At 75.0% G+C, this 23,432-nt stretch carries 15 protein-coding genes and 1 tRNA gene; 12 read left to right on the top strand and 4 right to left on the bottom strand.

The window, feature by feature from the left end; genetic code table 11:
- The first annotated feature begins 16 nt into the window (after positions 1 to 16).
- From ACH0BZ_RS10200 to nudC, 6 genes are all read left to right on the top strand, one after another.
- A complete protein-coding gene (locus tag ACH0BZ_RS10200; protein ID WP_406898152.1) occupies positions 17 to 919 on the top strand; it encodes a TIGR02569 family protein in 903 nt (300 codons plus the stop codon).
- Entirely contained in the window at positions 916 to 2,130 is a 1,215-nt protein-coding gene (locus ACH0BZ_RS10195) for an MFS transporter (protein WP_406898151.1), read from the top strand. The genes ACH0BZ_RS10200 and ACH0BZ_RS10195 overlap by 4 nt, the downstream gene beginning before the upstream one ends.
- A 58-nt stretch (positions 2,131 to 2,188) precedes the next feature.
- The gene (locus ACH0BZ_RS10190) at positions 2,189 to 5,434 is read left to right on the top strand and encodes a PD-(D/E)XK nuclease family protein (protein ID WP_406898150.1); all 3,246 of its coding nucleotides are present in this window, start codon (positions 2,189 to 2,191) and stop codon (positions 5,432 to 5,434) included.
- Positions 5,431 to 8,793, top strand: coding sequence for an ATP-dependent DNA helicase (locus ACH0BZ_RS10185; protein ID WP_406898149.1), 3,363 nt, complete (start codon positions 5,431 to 5,433; stop codon positions 8,791 to 8,793). Before ACH0BZ_RS10190 ends, ACH0BZ_RS10185 begins: the two co-directional genes overlap by 4 nt.
- Positions 8,794 to 8,808: 15 nt before the next feature.
- On the top strand, positions 8,809 to 9,888 hold the full coding sequence (locus tag ACH0BZ_RS10180; protein ID WP_406898148.1) for a potassium channel family protein: 1,080 nt from the start codon (positions 8,809 to 8,811) through the stop codon (positions 9,886 to 9,888).
- 91 nt (positions 9,889 to 9,979) lie between these two features.
- A complete protein-coding gene (gene nudC, locus ACH0BZ_RS10175; RefSeq protein ID WP_406898147.1) occupies positions 9,980 to 10,924 on the top strand; it encodes an NAD(+) diphosphatase in 945 nt (314 codons plus the stop codon).
- A 14-nt stretch (positions 10,925 to 10,938) separates the two neighbouring features.
- Here nudC and ACH0BZ_RS10170 read toward each other — a convergent pair whose 3' ends face one another.
- Entirely contained in the window at positions 10,939 to 11,220 is a 282-nt protein-coding gene (locus tag ACH0BZ_RS10170) for a mycoredoxin (protein ID WP_406898145.1), read from the bottom strand.
- An 86-nt stretch (positions 11,221 to 11,306) separates the two neighbouring features.
- Here ACH0BZ_RS10170 and ACH0BZ_RS10165 point away from each other — a divergent pair, with 86 nt between their 5' ends.
- Positions 11,307 to 13,424, top strand: coding sequence for an ATP-dependent DNA helicase UvrD2 (locus ACH0BZ_RS10165; RefSeq protein ID WP_406898143.1), 2,118 nt, complete (start codon positions 11,307 to 11,309; stop codon positions 13,422 to 13,424).
- 31 nt (positions 13,425 to 13,455) lie between these two features.
- Here the strand turns inward: ACH0BZ_RS10165 and ACH0BZ_RS10160 are convergent, their stop codons facing one another.
- Both ACH0BZ_RS10160 and ACH0BZ_RS10155 read right to left on the bottom strand, forming a co-directional pair.
- Positions 13,456 to 14,772 (bottom strand): ABC1 kinase family protein, encoded by a 1,317-nt coding sequence (locus ACH0BZ_RS10160; RefSeq protein WP_406898142.1) that lies wholly within the window; start codon positions 14,770 to 14,772, stop codon positions 13,456 to 13,458.
- Between the two features lie 8 nt (positions 14,773 to 14,780).
- A complete protein-coding gene (locus ACH0BZ_RS10155) occupies positions 14,781 to 15,773 on the bottom strand; it encodes a hypothetical protein (RefSeq protein WP_406898141.1) in 993 nt (330 codons plus the stop codon).
- A gap of 128 nt (positions 15,774 to 15,901) precedes the next feature.
- Between ACH0BZ_RS10155 and ACH0BZ_RS10150 the strand changes: the two genes are divergently transcribed.
- Entirely contained in the window at positions 15,902 to 16,567 is a 666-nt protein-coding gene (locus tag ACH0BZ_RS10150; RefSeq protein ID WP_406898140.1) for a M48 family metallopeptidase, read from the top strand.
- A gap of 13 nt (positions 16,568 to 16,580) precedes the next feature.
- Here ACH0BZ_RS10150 and ACH0BZ_RS10145 read toward each other — a convergent pair whose 3' ends face one another.
- Positions 16,581 to 18,014 (bottom strand): zinc-dependent metalloprotease, encoded by a 1,434-nt coding sequence (locus tag ACH0BZ_RS10145; protein WP_406898139.1) that lies wholly within the window; start codon positions 18,012 to 18,014, stop codon positions 16,581 to 16,583.
- Between the two features lie 81 nt (positions 18,015 to 18,095).
- Between ACH0BZ_RS10145 and ACH0BZ_RS10140 the strand changes: the two genes are divergently transcribed.
- From ACH0BZ_RS10140 to ACH0BZ_RS10125, 4 genes are all read left to right on the top strand, one after another.
- The gene (locus tag ACH0BZ_RS10140) at positions 18,096 to 19,154 is read left to right on the top strand and encodes a PDZ domain-containing protein (RefSeq protein ID WP_406898138.1); all 1,059 of its coding nucleotides are present in this window, start codon (positions 18,096 to 18,098) and stop codon (positions 19,152 to 19,154) included.
- Positions 19,155 to 19,220: 66 nt separating this feature from the next.
- Positions 19,221 to 22,268, top strand: a complete 3,048-nt coding sequence (locus tag ACH0BZ_RS10135) for a UPF0182 family protein (protein WP_406898137.1) — start codon at positions 19,221 to 19,223, stop codon at positions 22,266 to 22,268.
- Between the two features lie 126 nt (positions 22,269 to 22,394).
- Positions 22,395 to 22,471 (top strand) — tRNA-Met (locus tag ACH0BZ_RS10130).
- A gap of 155 nt (positions 22,472 to 22,626) precedes the next feature.
- Positions 22,627 to 23,334, top strand: coding sequence for a peptidase S1 (locus ACH0BZ_RS10125; RefSeq protein ID WP_406898136.1), 708 nt, complete (start codon positions 22,627 to 22,629; stop codon positions 23,332 to 23,334).
- Positions 23,335 to 23,432: the final 98 nt, after the last annotated feature.

Below are 23,432 nucleotides of genomic sequence, written 5' to 3'. Positions count from 1 at the left end.
GGGTACGGTGGTCGGCGTGAACGAGGTGGCGGTTCCGGAGCACGTCCTCGGCGCGTTCGGCGTCGGGGACGCGGCGGTCGTGCCCGTGGTCGCCGGGTCCGGCACCGGCTGGCTCGCCGACGCGGGCGCGGGTGTTCCCGGGGTCGTGCTCCGCTCGGTGGCCGACACCGCCCTCGCCAACTGGTCCGCGCGCGTCCGCGAGGAGCTGGACGTGCCCGGTCTGCGGGTGGCCACCCCGGTGCGCTCCCGCGACGGTCGGCACGTCGTGAGCGGCTGGCGGGCCGACCGCGCGGTCCCGGGTCGGCCCGAGGCGCGCGCCGACGAGACCATCGCCTGGTCCGCACGGATCAACGCCGCGCTCGCCGACGTCGAGCGCCCGCGGATCGTCCGCCGCCCGTCGGTGCGTCCGTGGGCCGAGATCGACCTCTTCGCCTGCGCCGAGGCGGCGGCGTGGGACGGCGACCCGGAGCACGACCTCTCGCCCGGCATGGAGGATCGGGGGACCCCGTTCGCCACCCACCGGGCCGCGGCGCTGCTCGGGGCGCGCGGCCTGGTCCGGCTGCGCCGCCCGGCCGCCCCGCCCGCCGTCGGCGTCGGAGTGGTCCACGGGGACCTCGCCCAGGGCCTGCTCTTCGACGACACCACCGAGCCGGCGCTCACCGACATCGTCCCCTACGCCCGTCCGGCCGCGTGGTCCGCGGCCGTCGTCGCCGTGGACCATCTCTCGTGGGGCACGGCCGACGTCGGCGTCCTCGACCGCTGGCGCCACCTGGACGACTGGCCGCAGATGGTCATCCGGGCGGCGATCTTCCGGCTCGCCGTGCACGCCCTGCACCCCGGATCGTGCCCGGCCGCCGTCGATGGCCTGCAGGTCATGGCCCGCGCCGTCGAGGAGTTCGTGGGCGGCACCGGGGGATGAGCCCGCGTCCCGCCCGCCCCGACCGCGACCGGGGCGCCCTGGCCTTCCCGCTCCTCGCCCTGGTGGGCGTGGTGCTGGTCTCACTCAACCTCCGCACCGCGGTCACCTCGATCAGCCCGCTCCTCGGGGAGATCGACGCCGAGATCGGCCTCGGCGCCACCGGCATGGGGCTGCTCGGCATGGTCCCCACGGCGATGTTCGCGCTGTGGGGCGTCCTCACCCCGGTCCTGCTGCGCCGCGCCGGCCTCGAGACGGTCACCGTCGGGGCCATGGTGGCGGCCGCGGGCGGGCAGGTCGTCCGCGCGCTGGCCGACGACCCGTGGGCGATGGGCGTGGGCTCGCTCGTCGCGCTGGCCGGCATGGGCATCGGCAACGTCGTGGCGCCCCCGCTGGTCAAGAAGTACTTCCCGCGGCACGTGTCCGCGGTGAGCACGCTGTACATCACCGGACTCCAGGTCGGGACCGTCGTCCCCGCGCTCCTCGCGGTGCCGGTGGCCGACGCCGCGGGGTGGCGGATGTCGATCGGCTGGTGGGCGGCGCTCGCGCTCGTCGCGGTGGTGCCCTGGGCGATCGAGATCGCCCGCCACGGCTCGCCGGTCGTCGGCGGGCCCGCCGCGGGCGCGGGGACGCGGATCCGGCCGTGGCGCTCGCCGGTCGGGCTCGCGCTCGCCCTGTTCTTCGGTACCAACTCGCTGTGCACGTACGCGTTCTTCACCTGGATGCCGGCCGTCGCCGAGTCGATCGGCATGTCCCGCGCGGAGGGCGGCATCGCGCTGGCCGTGTTCTCGGCGATCGGGTTGATCGCCGCGCTCGTCGTGCCGTGGATCGCGGGACGCGTCGACGACCCCTACGTCGTCGTCGTGGTCTCCGTGGCGTGCTACCTGGCCGGCTTCGCCGGCCTGCTCTGGGCGCCCGGCGCCGCGCCCTGGATCTGGATTGTGCTCGTGGGCGTGGGACCCAGCACCTTCCCGCTGTGCCTCACGCTCATCAACCTCCGGACCCGCACCGCGGCGGGCTCCGCCGCGCTCTCCGGGTTCTCGCAGGGCGTCGGCTACACGGTGGCGAGCCTGGGGCCGATCGTGTTCGGCGCCCTGTTCTCCCGCGTCGGCCTCGGGGCCGGGCTCGCCTTCCTCCTGGGCGTGCTGGCAGTGATGACCGTGGTCTCGCGGGTCGCATGCCGACCGCGGATGCTCGAGGACACCCTGCGCTGACCCGGCCCGCCCGCCGGTGTGTGCGGGCGGTGTCCGAGGCGTGTGGTCTCATCGATCCGTGACCGAGACCCCGCCCCCCACCGACCCGCGCGGCCCCGCCTGGCCGCCGGAGCTCGACGGGCTCCTGCGCCGCGACTGGCGGGAGCCGGGGCCGGGGGACCGGTGGGTGGTGCGCGGCGGGCCGGGCACCGGCAAGACCACGCTCGTCGCGGACGCGGTCCGCGCGGCGGTGCGCGGAGGCGTGGGCCTGGACGGGGTGCTCGTACTGACCGCTTCCCCGGCGTCCGCCGCCGACCTCATGGACCGGGTGACGCGCGGCCTGGACGCCGACCTCGTGGTGGGGACGGACGCCCCGGTCCGGACGGTGCACTCGCTGGCCTACGCGGTGGTGCGGCTCGCCGCCGCCCGCGCGGAGGCCCCGCCCCCGCGCCTGCGGACCGGGGCCGAGCACGACGCGCTCATCCGCGAGACGCTTCTCGGCGAGGTCGCGGACGGCGCCCCGGACTGGCCCGAGCGGCTCCGGCCCGCGCTGTCGACCGTCGGCTTCGCCCGCGAGCTCCGCGATCTGCTCCTGCGGGCCCTCGAGCGGGGCATCGGGCCCCGCGAGCTGGCCCGGCTCGGCCGCACCGCCGACCGGCCCGCGTGGGTCGCCGCGGCGGGTTTCCTGCGCCGGCACGAGGAGCAGATGGCGCTGCGGTCCGGGCTGCGCGGCGGGGAGTCCGACGTCCCGGAGGCGCTCAACGCGGCCGACCTCGTGGGGGCGGCCCTCGACGCGCTCACCGCCGACCCGGACTTGCGCGGGTGTTTCCGCGCGCGCAGGCTCGTCGCGGTGGACGACGCCCACCACCTCGACCCGCTCGCCTCCGAGTTCGTGGCCGCGGTGGGCGGCGGCGCCGAGGTGCTGCTCGTAGCCGAGGACGGCGACCAGTCGGTCTACCGTTTCCGGGGTGCCGACGGGGGGCTGGCCCGCGCCGTGCTCGAGCAGGGCGGGCGGTCCGTTGACCTGCTCGCCGGTCACCGGATGGCGCCGGCGGTCGCGGCGGTCGCCGCCCGGGTGGCCGCCCGCCTGCCGGGGCTCGCCCGCCACCGCCCGGCCGAGCCCGGGCCGGCCGGCGCGACGGCCCCGGATGACGCGGGGCGCGACCCCGGATCGGTGGAGGTGACGGTCGCGCGGTCGGCGGCCGCGGAGGCGGCCCTCGTCGCGGACTTCCTGCGCCGGCGCCACGTCCTCGACGGGATCGCCTACGGCGAGATGGCCGTGATCACGCGCTCGCTACCGCGGATGACCGAGGCGCTCCTGCCCGCGCTCGACGCCGCGGGCGTGCCGGTGGTGGATGCCGGCGCCCAGCTGCCCCCGGCCCACGACCCGGTGGTCGCGGCGCTCCTCGCGCTGGTCCGCTCGGCGCTGCCCGGCGCCGAGCGGGGCCCGCACGCTGACCCCACCGCGGTGTTAGCCCTACTCTCCGGGCCGATCGGGCGGGCGGACCCGGTGGCCATGCGGCGCCTGCGCCGGGGACTGCGTCGGTCCGGCCACGGCGGGTCCCGGCCCAGCGCCGAGACGCTCCGTGACCTGGTGACGGCGGAGAGCGCGGACGCCACCGGCCTCACCGCCGTGGAGTTGGCGCCGGTGACGCGGGTCCGGCACGCGCGGGACGCCGTGCGCCGCGCGATCGACGAGGCCGGGACCGTCGAGGAGGTGCTGTGGGCGGCGTGGTCCGCCTCGCGTCTCGAGCGACGGCTCGTCCGACAGGCACTCGCCGCGGACGCGTGGTCGCGCTCGGCGGACCGCTCGCTCGACGCGGTGGTGGAGCTGTTCGCGCACGCGGCGGACTACGTGGACGGTGTCCCCGGCGGCTCGGTCGCGCTGTTCTGCGACATGGTGGCGGGGGAGGACCTGCCCGCGCCACGCCGCGCGGACACCCGCGTCCGCGGGGGAGCGGTGAGCGTGCTCTCCGCGCACGCCGCCGTCGGCCGCCAGTGGCGCGCGGTGGCCGTGTGCGGAGTGCAGGACGGGTGGTGGCCGGCCCCGCGGCGACGCTCGGGTCTGCTCGGCGTCGACGAGCTGGTGGACCTCACCGAGGTCGCCCGCGTCGGACCCACGCCGCCGGAGGCGGAGCGCGCGGCCTCGTCGGCCGCGTCCCGGGCCGCCGAGGAGCGGCGTCTGTTCTACGTCGCGTGCTCGCGGGCGCGCACCCACCTGCTCGTCACCGCGGTCGAGTCGCCGGAGGAGGGCGACGTGGCGGCCTCGCGCTTCGTCGACGAGATCGTGGACCTGGGCACGGTCCGCCGCCGGCCCCCGCCCCCGGCCACGCCTCCGCCCACCCCGACCGTGTTCTCGCTCGCCCACCTCGCCGTGGACCTGCGCGCCGCGGTGCTCGACCCGGCCGGGGACCCGGACGATGCGGCGCACGCCGCCGGCCTGCTCGCGGGGCTGCGCGACGCCGGGGTGGCGGCCGCCGACCCGGCGACCTGGTACGGGGCCGAGGGCGTCTCCACCGACGCGCCGCCGTTCCCCACCGCGGAGGACGAGCCGAACGCGGTGCTCTCGCCCTCGGGCTTCGGCACCCTCGAGGAGTGCCCCCTGCGGTGGTTCCTGGAGAAGGCGTCGGCCGGCGCCGGCGACCCAGGGGCCGCAGCGCCGATGCGCCGCGGGTCGGCGGTCCACGCCCTGGCACAGGCCGTCGAGGGCGGGGTCGGGCCCGACGCGCTGCGCGCCGCGGTCGAGCGTCGCGCGGAGGCGCTCACCGGGGCCCGCGGGTGGTTCGCGCGCCGCGGCGCCGACGACCTCGTCGCGATGGCCGAGACGTTCCGTGCGTGGCGCAGCGCCACCCGCGACGTGTTCACCACGGCCGGGGTCGAGGAGGCGTTTTCCTGCGACCTGGCCGGCGGCGTCCGGGTCCGGGGGCGGATCGACCGGCTCGAGGCCACGGAGGCGGGGGAGGTGCTCGCGGTAGACGTCAAGACCTCCGCGACGCCGGCCCGCAAGGCCGATGCCGCGGTCCACCCCCAGCTCGCCCTCTACCAGCTCGCCGTCGCCGAGGGCGCCGTCGAGGCCGCGTCCGGCCGCCCGCCCGGAGGGGGGCTGCTCCTCTACGTTGGCGGCCGGGCGGGCCGCCCCGCGGTCGAGCGCCACCAGGACCCGCTCACCCCCGCTGCTGCGGACGATCTGGCCCTGCGGGTGCGCGAGGCCGGGCACGCGACGCTCGGACCCGGCTACCGCGCACGCGTGGGTCCCTGGTGCTCGCACTGCCCGGTGCGGTCCAGCTGCCCGGCCCGCCCCGAGGGACGGCAGGTGACCTCGTGACGCCGACTGATCACGCACGGCCGTCGATCGGGCCCGACGCCATCGCCGACGCCCTCGGGGTCTTCCGCCCGACTGCGGAGCAGGCCGAGGTCGTGGCCGGTCCCGCCGAGCCCACCCTCGTGCTCGCCGGCGCGGGTGCGGGCAAGACCGAGACGATGGCCGCCCGGGTCGTGTGGCTGGTCGCCAACGGGCACGCCCGGCCGTCGGAGATCCTCGGCCTGACCTTCACCCGCAAGGCCGCTCAACAGTTGTCGAGGAGGATCCGGCGGCGACTGGACGCCCTCGGGCGCAGCCCGCTGTGCACCGGTCCTGACGCCGACCCGGCCGTCGCCGAGGCGATCCGCACCGAGGACCCGCAGATCTCCACCTACCACGCCTACGCAGGCACCCTCCTGGGCTCCTACGGACTACTGGTCCCGGTCGAGCCCGATTCCCGCCTGCTCTCGCCGACCGAGGGGTTCCGGCTCGCCTACGACGTCGTCTCGACGTGGGAGTCGCCGCTGACCACCGGCTCGTCCGCGGCCCGTGTGACGCGCGACGTCCTGGCGCTGGCCGGGCAATTGTCCGAGCACCTCGTCACCACCGATGACCTGCGGGCCCACCCGGACCTCGTCTCGACACTCGTGGCCACGCTGCCCGGCGGCCCCGGTCAGCGGGCGGCGCCGACGGCCTGGCTCGAGGCCTGCGCCACCGCGCAGGGGCACCGGGCCGAATTCGCCGACCTCGTCGACGCGGTGGCCGCGCGGATGCGCCGGGAGGGGGCCGTCGACCACGCGTCGCAGATGGCACTGGCCGCCACCGTCGCCCGCGACCACCCGGAGGTCGCGGCCACGGAACGGCGGGCCTTCCGCGTGGTCCTCCTGGACGAGTACCAGGACACCGGCCACTCCCAGCGCGTCCTGCTGTCCTCGCTGTTCGGCGGAGGACCGGACGCGGGCCCGGTGCCCGCCGTGACGGCCGTCGGCGACCCGATGCAGTCCATCTACGGCTGGAGAGGGGCCTCGGCCTCCAACCTCGACCTGTTCCGTACGGACTTCCCCCGCGCCGACGGCGGCGAGGCACACCTGCGGGAGCTCACCACCTCGTGGCGCAATCCAGCCGAGATCCTCGCGCTGGCCAACCGGCTCACCGAGCCGCTGCGGAGCCGCCCGGGATCGATCCCGGTACCCGCCCTGGACGCCCGGCCGGGGGCCGGGGCGGGCGACGTCCGGATGGCCGTCCACGCCACCGCGGACGACGAGCGGGACTGGCTCGCCGACGCGCTCGCCGAGCGGTACCGCGCCGCCGTGGACGCCGGCCGCGTCCCCACAGCCGCGGTGCTCGTGCGACGCAACGGCGACGCCGGGCCGCTCGCAGAGGTGCTGCGCGCGCGGGATCTGCCCGTCGAGGTCGTCGGGGTGGGCGGGCTGCTCGACGTCCCCGAGGTCGCGGACGTCGTGGCGCTGCTCACCGTGGTGGCCCGCCCCGCCGCGGGTCCGGCGCTGCTGCGGCTGCTCACCGGCCCACGGTTCCGGCTGGGCGCGGCCGACCTCGCCGCGCTCGCGCGCCGGGCCGGGACGCTCTCCCTGCGCCGGGCGCCGGCGGTGCCCGGGGCCGTGACCGATGTCGCCGGCCTCGAGGAGATTCTCGATGCCCTGGTCGCCGGTGAGGAGACCGACGCCGCCGGACTCGCGGACGCGCTCGCCGACCCCGGCCCGGCCGACCGGTACAGCGAGGCCGGCCACGCCCGGATCGTCGGGCTCGCTCGGGTGGTCGCGGGCCTGCGGGCCCGGGCCTCGGCACCGCCCGCACGGCTCGTCGCGGCCGCCGAGCAGGCGCTCGGCCTGGACGCCGAGGTGCGCCTGCGCGAACGCGTGGACGGCGGGGAGGGCCGCGAGCAGCTCGACGAGCTGCAGGCGGTGGCCGCGGGCTTCGGCGGGGGAGCCGGGTCGGGGCTCGACGCCTTCCTGGCGCACCTCGAGCTCGCCCGCACCGTCGAGGGCGGGCTGGCACGCGGCGAGGTCGCCGCGACACCGGGGCGGGTGCAGATCCTCACCGTGCACGCTGCCAAGGGACTCGAATGGGAGATCGTCGCCGTGCCGCACGTCTCGGCGGGGATCTTCCCCTCCGACCGTGCGCCCGAGACCGCCGTGCGCACCCCCACGCAACTGCCGGAGGACCTGCGCGGCGACGCCGAGTCAGTGGAGAACCCGGGCGGCGTACCGGTGCCCCGGCTCGACGGGATCGGCGACCGCAGGCTCCTCGAGGAGGCCCTGAAGAAGCACATCGACCGGGTGCGGGGACGCTCCACGGACGAGGACCGCCGCCTGTTCTACGTGGCGGTGACCCGGGCCGAGGAGACGCTGCTGCTCTCGGCGTCGCACCGGCACGGCACGGGCGCCACCCTCCGCGGCCCGTCCACCTTCCTCGCCGAGGCCCTCGAGGCCTGCGAGGGCGAGACCCCAGTCGGCGTCGTCGAGCACCGGGCGGACCCACCGCCCGCCGACCCGGCCGCGGAACCGGAGGTGGAGGCGACGTGGCCGGTCCCGGCGGCGCCGGACCGCCGGGCCGCCGCGGCGGCGGTGGCGGCCGCTCGGCCGATCGACCCCGAGAACGACCAGGCCCCGCCGCCCGGTCCGGCCCGCCGCCGGCACTTCGCCGCGGCCGCACTCCTGGCAGACGCCCGGCGGGCCGCCGAGCGGCACGCGGAGATCACACTGCCCCGCCGCGTCACCGCCGGCGACGTGGTGGCCCTGGCCTCGGACCCCGAAGCGTTCGCCGACCGCCTGCGCCGGCCCGTCCCGTTCCGGCCCGACCGCTTCGCCCGCCGCGGCACCCGCTTCCACGCCTGGCTCGAGCACCGCTTCGGCGCCACCCACCTGCTCGACATCGACGACCTTCCCGGCGCCGGCGACCAGGGGGCCGACGACGGGCTGTCCGAAGCCGACCTCACCGCCCTGCAGGAGGCCTTCGAGTCCTCCCGCTGGGCGCGGCTCACCCCGGAGGCCGTCGAGGTGCCGTTCGAGGTCGGGCTCGGCGACCACCTCCTGCGCGGCCGGATGGACGCGGTCTTCGCCGACGGCGACGGCTGGATCGTCGTGGACTGGAAGACCGGGCGGGTGCCCACGCGCACGGAGATGCCGGCGGTCGCGCTGCAGCTCGCCGTATACCGGTACGCGTGGGCGCGCGTCGTCTCCGCGCGGGAGGGGCGGACCGTCCCGGTCGACCGGGTGCGGGCCGCGTTCCACTACGTCCGTTCCGGGCGTACCGTGGAACCTGCCGACCTGCCGGACGCCCAGGCCCTCCAGCTCGTCCTCTCGGGCGGCGGCGCCCCGGGCGACGGAGACCGGGGTGGGTTGTTGTCCGGCGGACCCGGATAGGCGACGATGGTGCGCGTGACGAACAGGCGGCGCCTCGTGTCCCGGTTCCGGGACGACGACTCGCTCGACAAGAGCCCCGACCACGTCCTCGTGGGCGTGGTGAGCATCCCCGAGGACACCGAGAGCCCGTGGTGGCTCATCGGCAAGCGCGTGCTCATGGCCGTCGGCGCCCTGGTCCTGGCCGCGCTCGTCGTCTACCTGGACCGCGGCGGCTACACGGGGGGCGGCGGACCCGACGGCACGCTGACGATGGTCGACGCCGTCTATTACGCCACCGTGTCGCTCTCGACCACCGGCTACGGGGACATCACCCCGTACACCCAGCAGGCGCGGATCCTCAACACCCTCGTCATCACGCCGCTGCGCGTGGTGTTCCTCATCCTGCTCGTCGGCACGACCCTGTCCGTGCTCACCGAGCAGTCCCGTCAGGCATTCAAAATCCAGCGTTGGAGGAGCGTTGTGCGCAACCACACCGTCGTCGTCGGCTACGGCACCAAGGGTCGGTCGGCGGTCGCCGCGATGCTCGCCGACGAGATCGACCCCGGCGACATCGTCGTCGTCGACACCGACCCCCAGGCCCTCAAGTCGGCCTCGACCCGCGGCCTCGTCACGGTCCAGGGTTCCGCCACCCGCTCCGACGTGCTCAAGCTGGCCGGTGTGACCCGCGCCCGGTCGGTCGTGGTGGCGACCAACTCCGACGACACCTCGGTGCTCGTCACGCTCACCGCGCGCGAACTCGCCCCCAACGCCAAGATCGTCGCCACGGTCCGCGAGTCGGACAACACCCACCTGCTCAAGCAGTCCGGGGCGGACTCGGTGGTGGTCTCCGCCGAGACCGCGGGCCGCCTCCTCGGGCTGGCCACCATCACCCCGACCGTCGTGGGGATGATGGAGGACCTGCTCACGCCGGACGAGGGCTTCTCCATTGCCGAGCGGCGGGTCGAGGAGTCCGAGGTCGGGGGTTCGCCGCGCCACCTCGCGGAACTCGTGCTGGGGGTGGTCCGCAAGGGCCAGCTCATCAAGGTCAACGAGCCCGAGGCGGACGCACTGGAGGCGGGGGACCGGCTGCTCTACATCAAGATGGTCAGTGGCTAGGACGAGCCCGCCGGACCGGTGGCGGGACGACGGTAGGCTGGACCATGATCCACGTCACCCGTCGTCCCTACCCGCCCGGGAGGCCTCCTCGATGCCGTTGGACTTCAGCCTCGACTCGGAACCGCTGCTGTCCCGGTCGGCACCGGACCGCGCCGCGGCACTACGGCAGGACCGGGCCGCACTCGTCGAGGGGTGGGTCTCCGCGCTCGTCGTGCGGATCGACCCCCGCGGCCGGTTCGCCACCTCGGTGGCACCCGACGGGCGGCGGCGCATCCAGTTCGAGCCGGCCTTCGACCTCGCCGAGGAGCCGCTCCACCACGCGGTCTTCCTCGGCCGCGCCGGTGACGGCCGGCACCTCTGGGCGCTGATGGTGGAGGAGCTGGTCGACGATGCGGACGTGCTGGACCTGCGGGCGTGCGGCGCGGATCTCGCGGAGGGCGACGCGTCGCTGGCGGCCGAGGCCGTCGCACTCGTGGGCTGGCACCGGGAGACGGTCCGGGCCCGTGCGCCGGAGCACCATCCGCGCCGCGAGCACGCGGGCTGGGCGGGGGCGGACCCGTTCCACGGCGACCTCGAGTACCCGCGGACAGACCCGGCCGTCATCTGTCTGGTCCACGACGGCTGGCGGCGGGTCCTCCTGGCGCGCCAGCCGAACTGGCCCGAGCGGATGTTCTCCCTCGTCGCGGGCTTCGTCGAGGCCGGCGAGTCTCTCGAGGGCTGCGTGCGGCGCGAGGTGGCCGAGGAGGTCGGCGTGATCGTGGACCACGTCCGCTACCTGGGGAGCCAGCCGTGGCCGTTCCCGCGCTCGCTCATGGTGGGCTTCCACGCGATCGGCGACCCGGACGCGCCGGTGATCCTCGAGGACGAGGAGATCAGCGACGCCCGGTGGCTCGACGTGGAGGAGGTCCGCGCCGCGTTACGCGGAGAGGGCGATCTGCGGGTGCCCGGTCCGGTGTCCATCGCGCACGGCATGCTCCGGTCGTGGGTGACGGCGGTGGACGCCGACGACGCGATGAGCACCGACTGGCGTCTCTGAGCGACCGCGGGTGGTCAGGCCCCGGCGAGCTCGGCGAGCTTGTCCCGGACCTGCGTGGCGAACGGGTTGGTCGCGGTGGTGCCGTCGGAGTAGAGGACGGTGGGGACCACGCGGTCGCCGCCGTTGACGCTCTCGACGAACGCGGCGGCCTCGGCGTCGGCGTCCACGTCGATCTCCGTGTACCCGATGCCGCGGTCGTCGAGCTGCGCCGTGAGGCGGCGGCAGAAGGGGCACCACGAGGTGGTGTAGAGGGTGAGGTCGCCGGACGGGGCGGCGCTGGTCGTCTCTTCGCTCATACGGGTGTCCAACGCCGGGGCCGCCGGGATTCTTCCCGGGGGAGGCCCGCGGGGCCACTGTCCGACCCGGATGCCACGATGGGGGCGTGACGGACAGGGGAGGACAGACCGAGGCGGTGCTCGAGGGGCTCGACCCCCAGCAGCGCCGCGCCGTGCTGGCGCCGCGCGGCCCCGTCTGCATCCTCGCAGGCGCCGGGACCGGCAAGACCCGGACCATCACCCGCCGGATCGCGCACCTCGTCTCCGCGGGGCACGTGCGGGGCGACCAGGTCCTCGCCGTCACGTTCACCTCCCGCGCGGCCGGCGAGTTGCGCATGCGCCTGGCGGCGCTGGGGATCGCCGAGGCCGGGACCGGGCCCGTGCAGGCCCGCACGTTCCACGCGGCAGCGCTGCGCAACCTTTCCTATTTCTGGCCGCGGGTCTACGGCGAGGAGCCGTGGCAGCTGCTCGACGGGCAGTTCCGCGCCGTCGCCCAGGCGGTCCGGCGCGTGGGCCTGGACCCCACCACGGAGACGATCCGCGACGTGCTCACCGAGATCGGCTGGGCCAAGTCCAGCCTGCTCACGCCGGACACGTACGCGGAGCGGGCCGTCGCCCTGTCCCGCGCCACCCCGGTCCCCGCGCCCGAGGTCGCGCGCGCCTTCCGCGCGTACGAGGACCTCAAGGTCTCCGGACCGGTCCGGCTCCTGGATTTCGACGACCTGCTGGGGCACATGGCCGAGCTCGTCGAGGATGTCCCGGCGGTCGCGGAGGAGTTCCGGGACCGGTACCGGTGCTTCGTGGTGGACGAGTTCCAGGACGTCACCCCCGCCCAGCAGCGGCTGCTGGACGCGTGGCTGGGGCGGCGGGACGACCTCACGGCGGTGGGCGACGTCAACCAGACCATCTACACCTTCGCCGGCGCCGAGCCGGACCACCTCCTGCGCTTCCCCGAGCGGTTCCCGGAGGCGACCGTGGTCCGGCTGGAGTCGGACTACCGCTCGACCCCGCAGGTGGTGGACCTGGCCAACGCGGTGATCGGCGCGGCCTCGGGCCGATTCCGTACCGCCGGGCTCACCCTGCGTGGCATGCGGCCGCCGGGGCCCGAGCCGGTGCTCGCCGAGCACGCGGACGAGGACGCCGAGGCGGCGGCCGTGGCCGGTGCGATCGCGGACCTCGTGCACGGCGGGTTCGACCCGGCGGAGATCGCGGTCCTGTACCGGGTCAACGCCCAGTCCGAGCGCATCGAGGCGGCGCTCGACGAGGTGGGGATCGGGTACCGGCTCCGAGGCGGCGAGGGGTTCTTCGAGCGGCCGGCCGTGCGGCGGGCCATGACGGCGATCGACCGGCTCGTCGACGGCTCCGACGAGGCTGCGGCCGCCCGGAACGCCGAGCTCACCGACCCGACGGACGTCGTCCGCGTGATCCGCGAGGCTCTCGAACCGTTGGGGCTCACGACCGCCGAGCCGTCGGGCACCCAGGCACGTGAGACGTGGTCCTCGCTCACCGCGCTCGTGGGTCTGGCGGAGGAGATCGCCACCGTCGAACCCACGCCGGGCCTGCTGCCGGTGGTCGCGGGCCTGCGGGCCCGTGCGGCCGCCCGGCACGCGCCCGACGAGCGCGGCGTCACGCTCGCGTCGTTCCACGCGGCCAAGGGGCTGGAGTGGGACGCGGTCTTCCTCATCGGGGTCCACGAGGGCGGCATCCCCATCAGCCACGCGATCTCGGCCGGGACGGACGCCGTGGAGGAGGAGCGCCGGCTGCTCTACGTGGGCATCACCCGCGCGCGCGAGCACCTCACCGTGTCGTGGAGCCGCAGCCGCCGCGCCGGAGGGCGGGCCACCCGCCGCCCGAGCCGGTTCCTCGACCCCGTCCGGCCCGCCGCCGCGCCGGCGCCCCGGCGTTCCGCCGACGCCCCGGACAAGGGGCGGTGCCGCGGATGCGGGGAGCGCCTCACCGGGCCGATGCACCGCGCGCTGGGCCTGTGCCCGGACTGCTCGGTCGAGGTGGACACCGGGTTGTTCGAGCGGCTGCGGGAGTGGCGTCGGGAGACCGCCGATCGGATCGCCAAGCCCGCCTACACGGTGTTCACCAACGACACGCTCGCGCAGATCGCGCGCGAGCGGCCCACCGACACCCGGTCGCTGGGCCGGATCGGCGGGATCGGCGCGCACAAGCTCGGCGAGTACGGCGACGACGTCCTGAGGATCGTCCGCGGGGGTTGAGGCCGGGCCCGGACGGGCTCGCGGCAGGCGCTCAGGCCTCGTCGGCGAAGATCGCCGGCATCCAGCGTTGCACGACCTCCCGGTAGGGAGCCGTCGCCTCGAGCTGGCACAGCATCCCCACTGATGCCGACAGCACGCGGTGGATGAGCACGTACTCGCGCGGCAGGGTGAACGAGCGCGAGGTGCGGAACTCGCGTCCCGAGATGTCGCCGTAGACCTGAACGATCCCCTGCATCCAGGCGCGGTCGAAGTGGAACTCGGGCTCGCGCATCGGCTCGATGAACGGGTCGAGGAAGGCCATGGCGTCGGCCGGGTCCATGCCGCCGCGGCCCACGTAGCCCGCCCGGTCCATGAGCTCGAGGAGCTGCTCGGCCTCGTCCGCCAGCGCGAGCCGCATCATCGAGGTGAGGATCTGCGGAAAGCCGTCGGGCAGGGGCAGCGCCGCGCCGAAGTCCAGGACGACGAGCCGGTCGTCCGGCGCCAGGAGGAAGTTCCCCGGGTGCGGGTCGCCGTGCATCATCCGGGCGCGGGTGGGGGAGGAGAACTGGAACTCGGCGAGCAGCTCGCCGGCCCGGTTGCGTTCCTCCACGGTGCCGTCGGCGGAGATCCGGCCCAGCGTCCGCCCCTCGGCCCACTCGGTGACGAGCACCTTGGGGGAGGAGGCGAGAACGGCGGGAACCCCGATGAGCGGATCGTCGCGGAACGCGGCCGAGAAGACCCGCTGCGTGTCGGCCTCGGTGCGGTAGTCGAGCTCGGCCACGCAGCTCTCGTACAGCTCGTCGATCACGGCCTTGACGTCGGTGCCGGGGTTGAGCGGGCGCAGCAGGGGGCCGAGGCGTCGCAGCTGCCGCAGGTCCGAGCGGAGCGCCTCGTCGGCGCCCGGGTACTGGACCTTGACGGCGACCTCGCGGCCGTCCGACCACACGGCGCGGTGCACCTGCCCGATCGAGGCGGCGGCGGTTGCCGTGCCGTCGAACTCGGCGAAGCGCTCGCGCCACCGGGTGCCGAGCTGGGCGTCGAGGACTCGCTCGACCTCCGCGGGCGCCATCGGTGGCGCCTCGGCCTGGAGCTTGGTGAGCGCCTCGCGGAACGGCTCCGCGTACTTGTCCGGCATGCCGGCCTCGAAGACGCTGAGCGCCTGGCCCACCTTCATGGCGCCGCCCTTGAGCTCGCCGAGGACCGCGAAGACCTGCTCGGCGGCCTGGTCCATGAGCTCTTCGCCGATGTCTCCGCCGCCGCGGCCCAGGGCGCGCCTGCCCAGCGACCCGGCGGCGCGCCCGGCGATACCCAGCGGGAGCCCGGCGAGCCGAGCCGCTCGGCGGGAGGACGAACGAGGGAGGTCGGACACGACCCCAATCATGACAGAACACCCCCCGGTGTCGTCGCTCCGCACGGACACCGCTGGTGGGCGGGCCATTCGCGGCGGCGCCACAGGCCTTCGGCGGGGTTGATCTCCACGCTGGCGCCGAGCGTCTGCAACGGCAGTGCGGGGTCGCGCGTGGCGTCGACCTCGGCCACCACGAGCGCGGCCGCCGCGGTGAGGGCCGGCACGTCGGCGCCGGGAGTGTGCCCGAGGAGCTGGGCGGCGACGAGCGGCCAGTGCGGGTCCCGGTCGGCGCGGTAGAGGTCCGTGCAGCGCAGACAGGCGGTCTGCCCCGGGAGGACGGTGGGCCCCACCACCACGCGGCCGTCGCGGCAGTGGACGTGCAGGTGCGGCTGCCCGGCGCGGGCGAGCGCGGTGGTGATCACCGGGTCGACGGCCACGGTGTCGGTGATGATGACCAGGTCGGGCACCAATCCGTGGCGGCGCCACGGCGGGCGGTCGGGGTCGAGGGTCAGGCCCGGGCTCGGGCCTGTGGTCACCCGGCACCCGTTGACCGCGAGCGGCCCCCGGAGCACCTGGCTGACCTGCCCCGTCCCGAGCAGGTGGACGCGTCGGACGGGCCCGGGCCGGTCGGGGCACGGCGCCGCGGGTTCGGGCGCGGGGGCGTGGGGCGCGGTGGGGCCGGTGCCGGCGAGTGCGGTGGTGGCGATCCGGACGTGGCCGAGTTCGGCCAGGTGCACGAGGATCCGGGCCACGGCGGGCAGTTCCGCGGTGGGGATCCCCGCCCGGGTGGCGGCGTCGCCGACCGGCGCCCCGCCGTCGAGGGCGGTGAGAAGGGCCGCGAGCCGCCGGGGCCCGCACTCGGGTGGGGCGCCGACCACGACGGCCCGGTCCGGCGCGAGCCCGACCTGGACGGAGCCCTCGTCACGGACCACCACGACGGTGCCGGGGCGCAGTGCGACGCGGGCCGCCCCGGGGTCCGGGGACGGGCCCGGCGCGGTGTCCGGGGCGGTGGCTGTGGTCACGGGCACATCGTGGCACGCGGCGGGTGGCGGCAGGGGGCTCCTCCCGACGGTTCTCCACAGGCCGACCGGCCCGCCGCCGGCCTGTGGACACCGCGCGTCCGGCCGCCGGTGTCCTCTACTGTGGCCGGGTGCCGTCCCCGAAACGTCCCGCCGCCGACGAGCCCGGTGCCGTCGTCGACGAGCTCCCCACCGACCCGGACGACCCGCGAATCGAGATCCGCCGGTCCCGGCGCCGCACGCGTACCGTGTCGGCGCGCCGTGAGGGGGACGGCGTGGTGGTCCTCATGCCCGCCGGCCTGGGGCGCGCCGAGGAGCGGCGGCTCGTATCGGACATGCTCGCCCGGCTCCGACGATCCGGCCGTAGGGCCGGGAACCGGTCCTCGGACGCCGAACTCATGAGGCGGGCCACCGCACTGTCGGCGAGCTGGATGGAGGGCGGGCCCCGCCCGGCGACCGTGCGCTGGGTGGATCCCATGCGCACCCGCTGGGCGTCGTGCTCACCGGACTCCCGCGAGATCCGGATCAGCGAGACGCTCCGCGACGTCCCCGCGTACGTCCTGGACTACGTCCTCGTCCACGAGCTCGCCCACCTGGTGGTCCCGGGCGGCCATCCGCCGGAGTTCTGGGAGCTGGTCCGCCGCTTCCCGCGGACCGAGCGGGCGATGGGCTACCTCGAGGCCTACGCGCGGGTCCTGCGCTCCGGTGGTCGGGGCGGGGACGGGGGGCCCGGCGAGGGACCGGGGGACCTGGTGCGGGACGACGACGAGGACGCCGTCGGGGCCGGCGGCGGCTGACCGCCGGCCGGGCTCAACCGGCGGTGTCGTCGTCGCCGTCGCCCGGACCGCCGGCGTCGCCCCCGGTGTCCGGGCCCCCGGCCTCGCGGAGGAACTGTTCGATCTCGTCGACGCCGGATTCCTCGCCGGTCGACTCGTCGAGGAGCCGGTCGATCACGGCGGCGGGGTTCTCCAGGTCGTCCGCCACCGGTAGCAGGTCGGGGTGACTCCACAGGCCGTCGCGGCGATCGGTTCCCACGGCCTCGCCGACGCGGCGCCACAGTTCGGCGGCCTCGCGGGCCTTGCGGGGGCGCAGCTCGAGGCCGACGAGGGTGGAGAACGCCTGCTCGGCGGCACCGCCGGCGGCGCGCCGGCGCAGCCAGGTCTCGCGGAGGCGCTCCGCGCTGGGCAGCCGGTCCGCGATCGCGGCGGACACGCACGCGTCGACCCAGCCCTCGACCAGCGCGAGGAGGGTCTCCAGGCGGCCGAGCGCGGCCTCGTTGACGTTGGTGACCTTGGGGCCGATGTCGCCGAGGCCGCCCGAGAGCAGCTCCTGCAACTTGCCCGGGTCCTGCAGCGCGGACGGGTCGAGCCCGGAGGCGAACTCGTCGAGGCCCGAGGTGTCCACCCGGATCCCGCGCGCGTACTCGTCGATGGTGGCCAGGACCCGCGCCCGCAGCCAGGGGGCGCCGGCGAAGAGTCGGAGGTGGGCGGCCTCGCGCGCGGCGAGGAACACGGTGACCTCCTGGCGCGGGATCTCGAGCTCGTCGGCGAACGCGTCGATCGCCACCGGGCACACGGCGGCCACCCCGTCGTCGGCGAACGGGATGCCCACCTCGGAGGCGAACAGTACCGCGGTGGCCAGCTCGCCGAGGCCCTGGCCGAGCTGCATGCCGAAGCTCATGCCGCCCATCTGGTCGAGCATGCCGAGCAGCGGGCCCACCATGCGCCGGGCCTCCTCGGGCATGGCGCCGCGTGTGGCCGAGTTCATCTGCTCGGCCACCGGGGTACAGACCTTCTCCCAGGTGGGCAGGGAGTTCTCGACCCACTGCTGGGGCGTCCACGCCTCGGTGCGGTGGACCCCGGAGGGGAACTGGGTGGTGTCGTCCAGCCACAGCTCGGCGAGCCGGACCGCCTCCTCGGCGGCGGTGCGGGCGCCGTCGGTGACGACCGGGGTGCGGCCGAGCTTCTGCAGCGCGACGGTGCGGGCGAGCTGGTAGTTGACGGGCCCCGAGCTGCCGGGGCCGGTCATTGCCGAGCCCATCGAGCCGAGCATCTGGCCGAACTGGGAGAGCATCTGGCCGAGCTGGGACGGGTCGAAGCTGCCGGGACCGCCGGAGCCGAACGGGCCGCCGGGCCCGAAGGGGCCGCCGGGGCCGAAGGGGCCCCCCGGGCCGCCGGTGTCGTCGTCGCGCCGGTCGTCCCGCCCGTCGTCGTCGGAGGCGGAGAATCCGAAGGGCTGGTTCATGCCACAACGGTACAGGCCGCGCGTGTCGCCGGCCCCGGGCGGCGGTGCCCGCCCGGCCGGGCTCCGACTACCCTCGTCCCCGTGACCCGTCGCCTGTCCACCCTGCTCGCCGCGCTGGTCCCGGCTGTCCTCCTGCTCGTCCTCGCGACCTCCGCCACGGTGCCCCTCGTGGCGATGGGCCCGGGCCCCACGTACGACACGCTCGGCGAGGTCGAGGTGGAGCGCCACGGTGAGGCCGAGACCGTGCCGGTCATCCGCGTCACCGGACGCGAGGCCGACGAGACCACGGGCAGCCTACGGATGACCACCGTGGCCGTCCGGGACCGCCTCACGCTGGTCGACGCGATGCGCTTCTGGATGGACGAGGCGCAGGTGGTCGTGCCGCGCGACCAGGTTTTCCCCCCGGACCGCACCGAGGAGGAGGTCGAGGAGGCCAACACCGCCGAGATGGTGGGGTCGGAGAACTCCGCCGAGGCCGCCGCCTACCGCCACCTGGGGATCCCCATGCACGCGCGCGTCGAGGACGTGCTGCCCGGCGGGGCGGCCGACGGGCACCTGCGGTCCGGGGACATCCTGCGCACGGTGGACGGTGAGCGCGTGGCGGACGCCGAGGCGGTGGTCGAGCGGGTGGGCGCGTACGGCCCGGGGGAGGAGCTGCGTGTGGGCTACACCCGCAACGGCCGGGAGGAGACGGCGACGGTGACGCTGCAGCCGTCCGAGGACGGGTCCGACCCCGACAAGGGCCGACTCGGCGTCCTCGTGGGCGACACCCCCGCCGACGGCACGGACGTGGAGATCTCCATCGACCCCAAGGTCGGCGGCCCGTCGGCCGGGCTGGTGCTCGCGATCGCGATCATCGACAAGCTCTCGCCGGGGGACGAGACCGGGGGCGCGTCGGTGGCCGGCTCCGGCACCATCACCGCCGACGGCGAGGTGGGGCCGATCGGCGGGATCCGGCACAAGATCCGGGCCGCGCGGTCCGAGGGGGCCACCGAGTTCCTGGTACCCGCCGCCAACTGTGCCGAGGCCGTCCAGGGAGCGCCGGACGGCATCCGGCTCATCGAGGTGTCCACCCTGGAGGGAGCACTCGACGCGCTGGAGGCGGCGACGGGCGGCGGGGAGCCACCGACCTGCGGGTGACCGCGGGCTTTTCCGTAAGGTGGGGCGCACGAGCATGCCCGCCCCAGCAGTCCAGGAGCTTTCCCGGTGTCCGTCCGCCCGCCCGGTTCCCCCGGCACCCCGATCACGATCTCGCGTCGTGGCCGGGCGATCGCCGTGTCCGTCGTCGTCCTCCTCGTCCTCATCCAGGTGGTGCCGAGACTCAACTCCACCTACACGGACTGGTTGTGGTTCCGCTCCGTGGACGCCACGGGCGTGCTGCGGACCGAGCTGCTCACGCGTCTCGCCGTCTTCCTCGTGGTGGCGCTCCTCGTGGCCGCCGCGGTCATCGCGGGCATCGTGCTGGCACACCGGTTCCGCCCGGTGTTCCTCCCGCAGGCCGGGGTGGCCGATCCACTGACCCGCTACCGCGCCGCGATGGGTGACAAGCCCCTGCGCGCCGTGATCTGGATCCCGATCGTCCTGGGGCTGCTCGCCGGCGCCGTGGCCCAGACCGGCTGGCGTTCCGTCCTGGCCTTCACACACTCCACGCCGTTCGGGCAGACCGACCCGCAGTTCGGGCTCGACATCTCCTTCTACGCCTTCGAGCTGCCCATGTGGCGATCGGTGGTCAACTGGATCATGGTGGCGATCGTCCTGGCGTTCCTCGCCAACCTCGTCACCCACTACGTCTTCGGCGGACTCCGGCCGGGCGCGCGGGAGGGAGCGCTGACCCGGGCCGCGCGCATCCAATTGGTCACCCTGGCCGGGCTGTTCGTCCTGGCCAAGGCCGCCGCCTACTGGCTCGACCGCTACGAGCTGCTGTTCCGCGAGAACTCCACCTTCACCGGCGCCGGGTACACCGACGTCAACGCGGTGATGCCCGCCAAGATCTTCATGTTCTCGGTGGCCCTGGTATGCGCGATCGCCTTCTTCTCGGCGATCGTCGTCAAGGACCTGCGCATCCCCGCGCTGGCCACCGTGCTGTTGGTGTTCTCCGCGCTCGTCGTGGGGGCGGCGTGGCCCCTCGCCGTCGAGCAGTTCACCGTCAACCCCAACCGCGCCGAGAAGGAGCGGGAGTACATCGCCCGCAACATCGCCGCGACCCGGGACGCCTACGACATCGGTGACGACAAGGTGACCTACATCGAGAACTGGGGCGCCGCCAACCCCGATCCGGGCCAGGCGGGCTCGGACGTCACGACCCTGTCCAACGTGCGCGTCCTCGACCCCAACGTGCTCTCGCCGACGTTCACCCAGCAGCAGCAACTGCGGAACTTCTACGGCTTCCCCGAGGCGCTCAACATCGACCGGTACACGATCGACGGCGAGATGCGGGACTTCCTCGTGGCCGCGCGCGAGCTCAACCCGAGCGCCCTCCAGGCCAACCAGCGCGACTGGATCAACCGGCACACCGTGTACACGCACGGCAACGGGTTCGTGGCCGCTCCCGCGAACCGCGTCAACGAGATCGCCGACGACGCCGGCTCGGACCGCGGCGGCCTGCCCAACTACCAGGTCTCCGACCTGGACGCGATCGCGAGCGGGCAGGACATGATGATCCCGGTCACACAACCGCGCATCTACTTCGGCGAGCTCATCGCCCGGTCGGACCCCGACTACGCGATCGTCGGCGACAACGGCGACGGGCCGCGGGAGTACGACACCGACGCGACCCAGTACACCTACACCGGCTCCGGCGGTGTCCCGGTGGGGGGCTGGATCAACCGCACCGCTTACGCGCTCAAGTTCGCCGAGCGCAACATCCTGCTGTCCGGGCTGATCGGCGACGAGTCCAAGATCATCTACGACCGCGACCCGCGGGACCGCGTCCAGAAGGTGGCGCCGTGGCTCACCACGGACTCCTCCACGTACCCGGCGGTGATCGACGGCCGGATCACGTGGATCGTCGACGGCTACACCACGCTCAAGACGTACCCGTACGCCGAGCTCAGCTCGCTCGAGGACACCACGACGGACTCGACCAACGAGGCCGGCGGTCGCGTGCTGCCGGACCAGAAGGTCTCCTATATCCGCAACTCGGTCAAGGCCACGGTGGACGCCTACGACGGCACCGTGACCCTGTACGCGTTCGACGAGTCGGACCCGGTCCTGCAGACGTGGATGAAGGCGATGCCGGACGTCGTCCAGCCGCGCGAGGCGATCTCGCCGGAGCTCGAGGAGCACCTGCGCTACCCCGAGGACCTGTTCAAGATCCAGCGCGAGAAGCTGGCCCGGTACCAGGTCGACGACCCCGGCCAGTTCTTCACCAACGACGCGTTCTGGTCGGTGCCCTCGGACCCGACGGTCACCTCGTCGATCCAGAACCCGCAGACCCCGCAGCCCGGCCAGCCCGGGGGCGCCGCCGGCGGACCCGCCCAGGCGCAGGCGGAGCGCGCGCCGGCCGACGGCCCCAGCCAGCCGCCCTACTACGTGGTGGCCTCCGACCCCACGGACCCCGACTCGGACCGGCCGTCGTTCCAGCTCATCTCCGCGTTCCGCGGGTACGAGCGCGAGTTCCTCGCCGCCCACATGTCGGCGAGCTCGGACCCGGAGACGTACGGGGAGATCACGGTCCGCGTCCAGCGGCCCACCGAGCCGCTGGCGCAGGGCCCCAACCAGGCGCAGGACATCATGATCGCCTCGCCCGCGATCGCCCAGGACCGCCGGCTGTGGGGCGAGACCGCGGAGATCACCGAGGGCAACCTGCTGGCCCTGCCGCTGGCGGACGACTCCGTGCTGTACGTGGAGCCGATCTACACGCAGCGCAAGGACCAGGACTCGGCCTTCCCGAGGCTGCTGCGCGTGATGGTGACCTACGACCGCGCGGTGGGCTACGCCCCGACGCTGTTCGAGGCGCTTCGGCAGGTGGGCATCGAGGCCGATCCGGACGTGGTGCGCATCGACGAGAGCGGGGAGGCCGAGGCCGAGGCCGACGACGGCCGCCCGGCGCGACCCGCCGACAAGGCGACGGCGGCGCGGCCGTCGGCGCCCGCGGGCGGCACGGACGACGCGGCGCGCAGCCGGGCCGTCACCGACCTGAACGAGGCACTGGCCGCGGTGCGCAGCGCGCAGCGGGGCGACCTCGCCGACCTCGGCCGGGCTCTCGAGGACCTGCAGGCCGCGGTGGATGCCTATCAGGAACTCGGGAACTGATCCGTGCGGTCGCGCGACCTGGGCCGGAGCGGGGTCGGACGTGAGCCCCGTCACGTTCCGGCCGGTTTCGGTTCACCCGATTTGCCCTTTGTCTCCAGTTGCACGTAATGTCGGGGACGCACTCGACGCGGGGTGGAGCAGCTCGGTAGCTCGCTGGGCTCATAACCCAGAGGTCGCAGGTTCAAATCCTGTCCCCGCTACCAACGCACGAGAAGCCCCGGTCCTGATCACAGGGCCGGGGCTTCTCGTCTCCGAACGGTCGGTCCGGGGCCGGCGTGTAATGCGGAGTAGCCTTCCGGCCGATAGGATGTTCGGAGCGTCAACCCGCGCGTAGTGCCCGGGTGGGAAGGACACACGCATGAGGTGGACAGGTCTCGCCAGGATGGCCGCGGCGGCGGTGCTCGCCGGATCGGCAGCGCTGGCCGTGCCCGCGGCGGCCCAGGCCGCCGCGCCGGTCGGCGGCGGTACCCCGATCCTGGTCGGCGGCAACGCCGGCTGCACCCTCACCGCGGCGGGCTGGGACGCCAGCGGCGCCCCGGTGGCCTTCACGGCCGCGCACTGCAGTGAGGACCTGGGCACCCAGGTCTTCCTGCGGGACGACCCGCGGGCCGGCGTCATCGGCACCATCGCCACGCGCAACGAGGTCCTCGACTACTCGGTGATCCGCCTGACCCCGGCGGCCACCCCGGTCCGCCAGCCCGGCGTCACCGGCACCGGACCCGTGCCGGACTTCGGCGCCGTCGTCTGCAAGGACGGTTTCACCACCGGCCACACCTGCGGCGTCACGTGGCAGCGCGAGGGCCACAAGTTCTGGCACCACGCCTGCGCCGGCTACGGCGACTCGGGTGGGCCCGTGACCCACGAGGGGCGCCTGGTGGGCCTGCTCTCGGGAGGGCACATGCCGCCGAACTCGGGCCCCGCCGGCAGCGTCGGCCCGCTGCTGCCGTCGTGCGTGCACCCGGCGCAGACGCCGTTCTTCCTGCCGGCCATCTCGTACTCGTTCGACACGATCACGGCCGACGCCACCGAGCGCAATTGGCCGGGCCGCGGCTTCCGCATGGCCTGACGCGGCCACCGACGACACGCGAAGGACCAGGGGCGCGGTACCGATCCGGTACCGCGCCCCTGGTCTCTACCCGGGCCCCCGCGGGCCCGGCCCCCGGG

This window comes from Dietzia sp. 179-F 9C3 NHS (assembly GCF_045369825.1).
Lineage (GTDB): Bacteria > Actinomycetota > Actinomycetes > Mycobacteriales > Mycobacteriaceae > Dietzia.
Note: the sequence above shows the minus strand (reverse complement) of the source record. Positions and strands in the feature narration are given on the sequence as shown.

Excerpts from the sequence above, each read along its gene's own strand:
- ACH0BZ_RS10195 (WP_406898151.1), top strand. The coding sequence starts at position 916 with ATGAGCCCGCGTCCCGCCCGCCCCGACCGCGACCGGGGCGCCCTGGCC.
- nudC (WP_406898147.1), top strand. The coding sequence starts at position 9,980 with ATGCCGTTGGACTTCAGCCTCGACTCGGAACCGCTGCTGTCCCGGTCG.
- ACH0BZ_RS10170 (WP_406898145.1), bottom strand. The coding sequence starts at position 11,220 with ATGAGCGAAGAGACGACCAGCGCCGCCCCGTCCGGCGACCTCACCCTC.
- ACH0BZ_RS10145 (WP_406898139.1), bottom strand. The coding sequence starts at position 18,014 with ATGAACCAGCCCTTCGGATTCTCCGCCTCCGACGACGACGGGCGGGAC.
- ACH0BZ_RS10125 (WP_406898136.1), top strand. The coding sequence starts at position 22,627 with ATGAGGTGGACAGGTCTCGCCAGGATGGCCGCGGCGGCGGTGCTCGCC.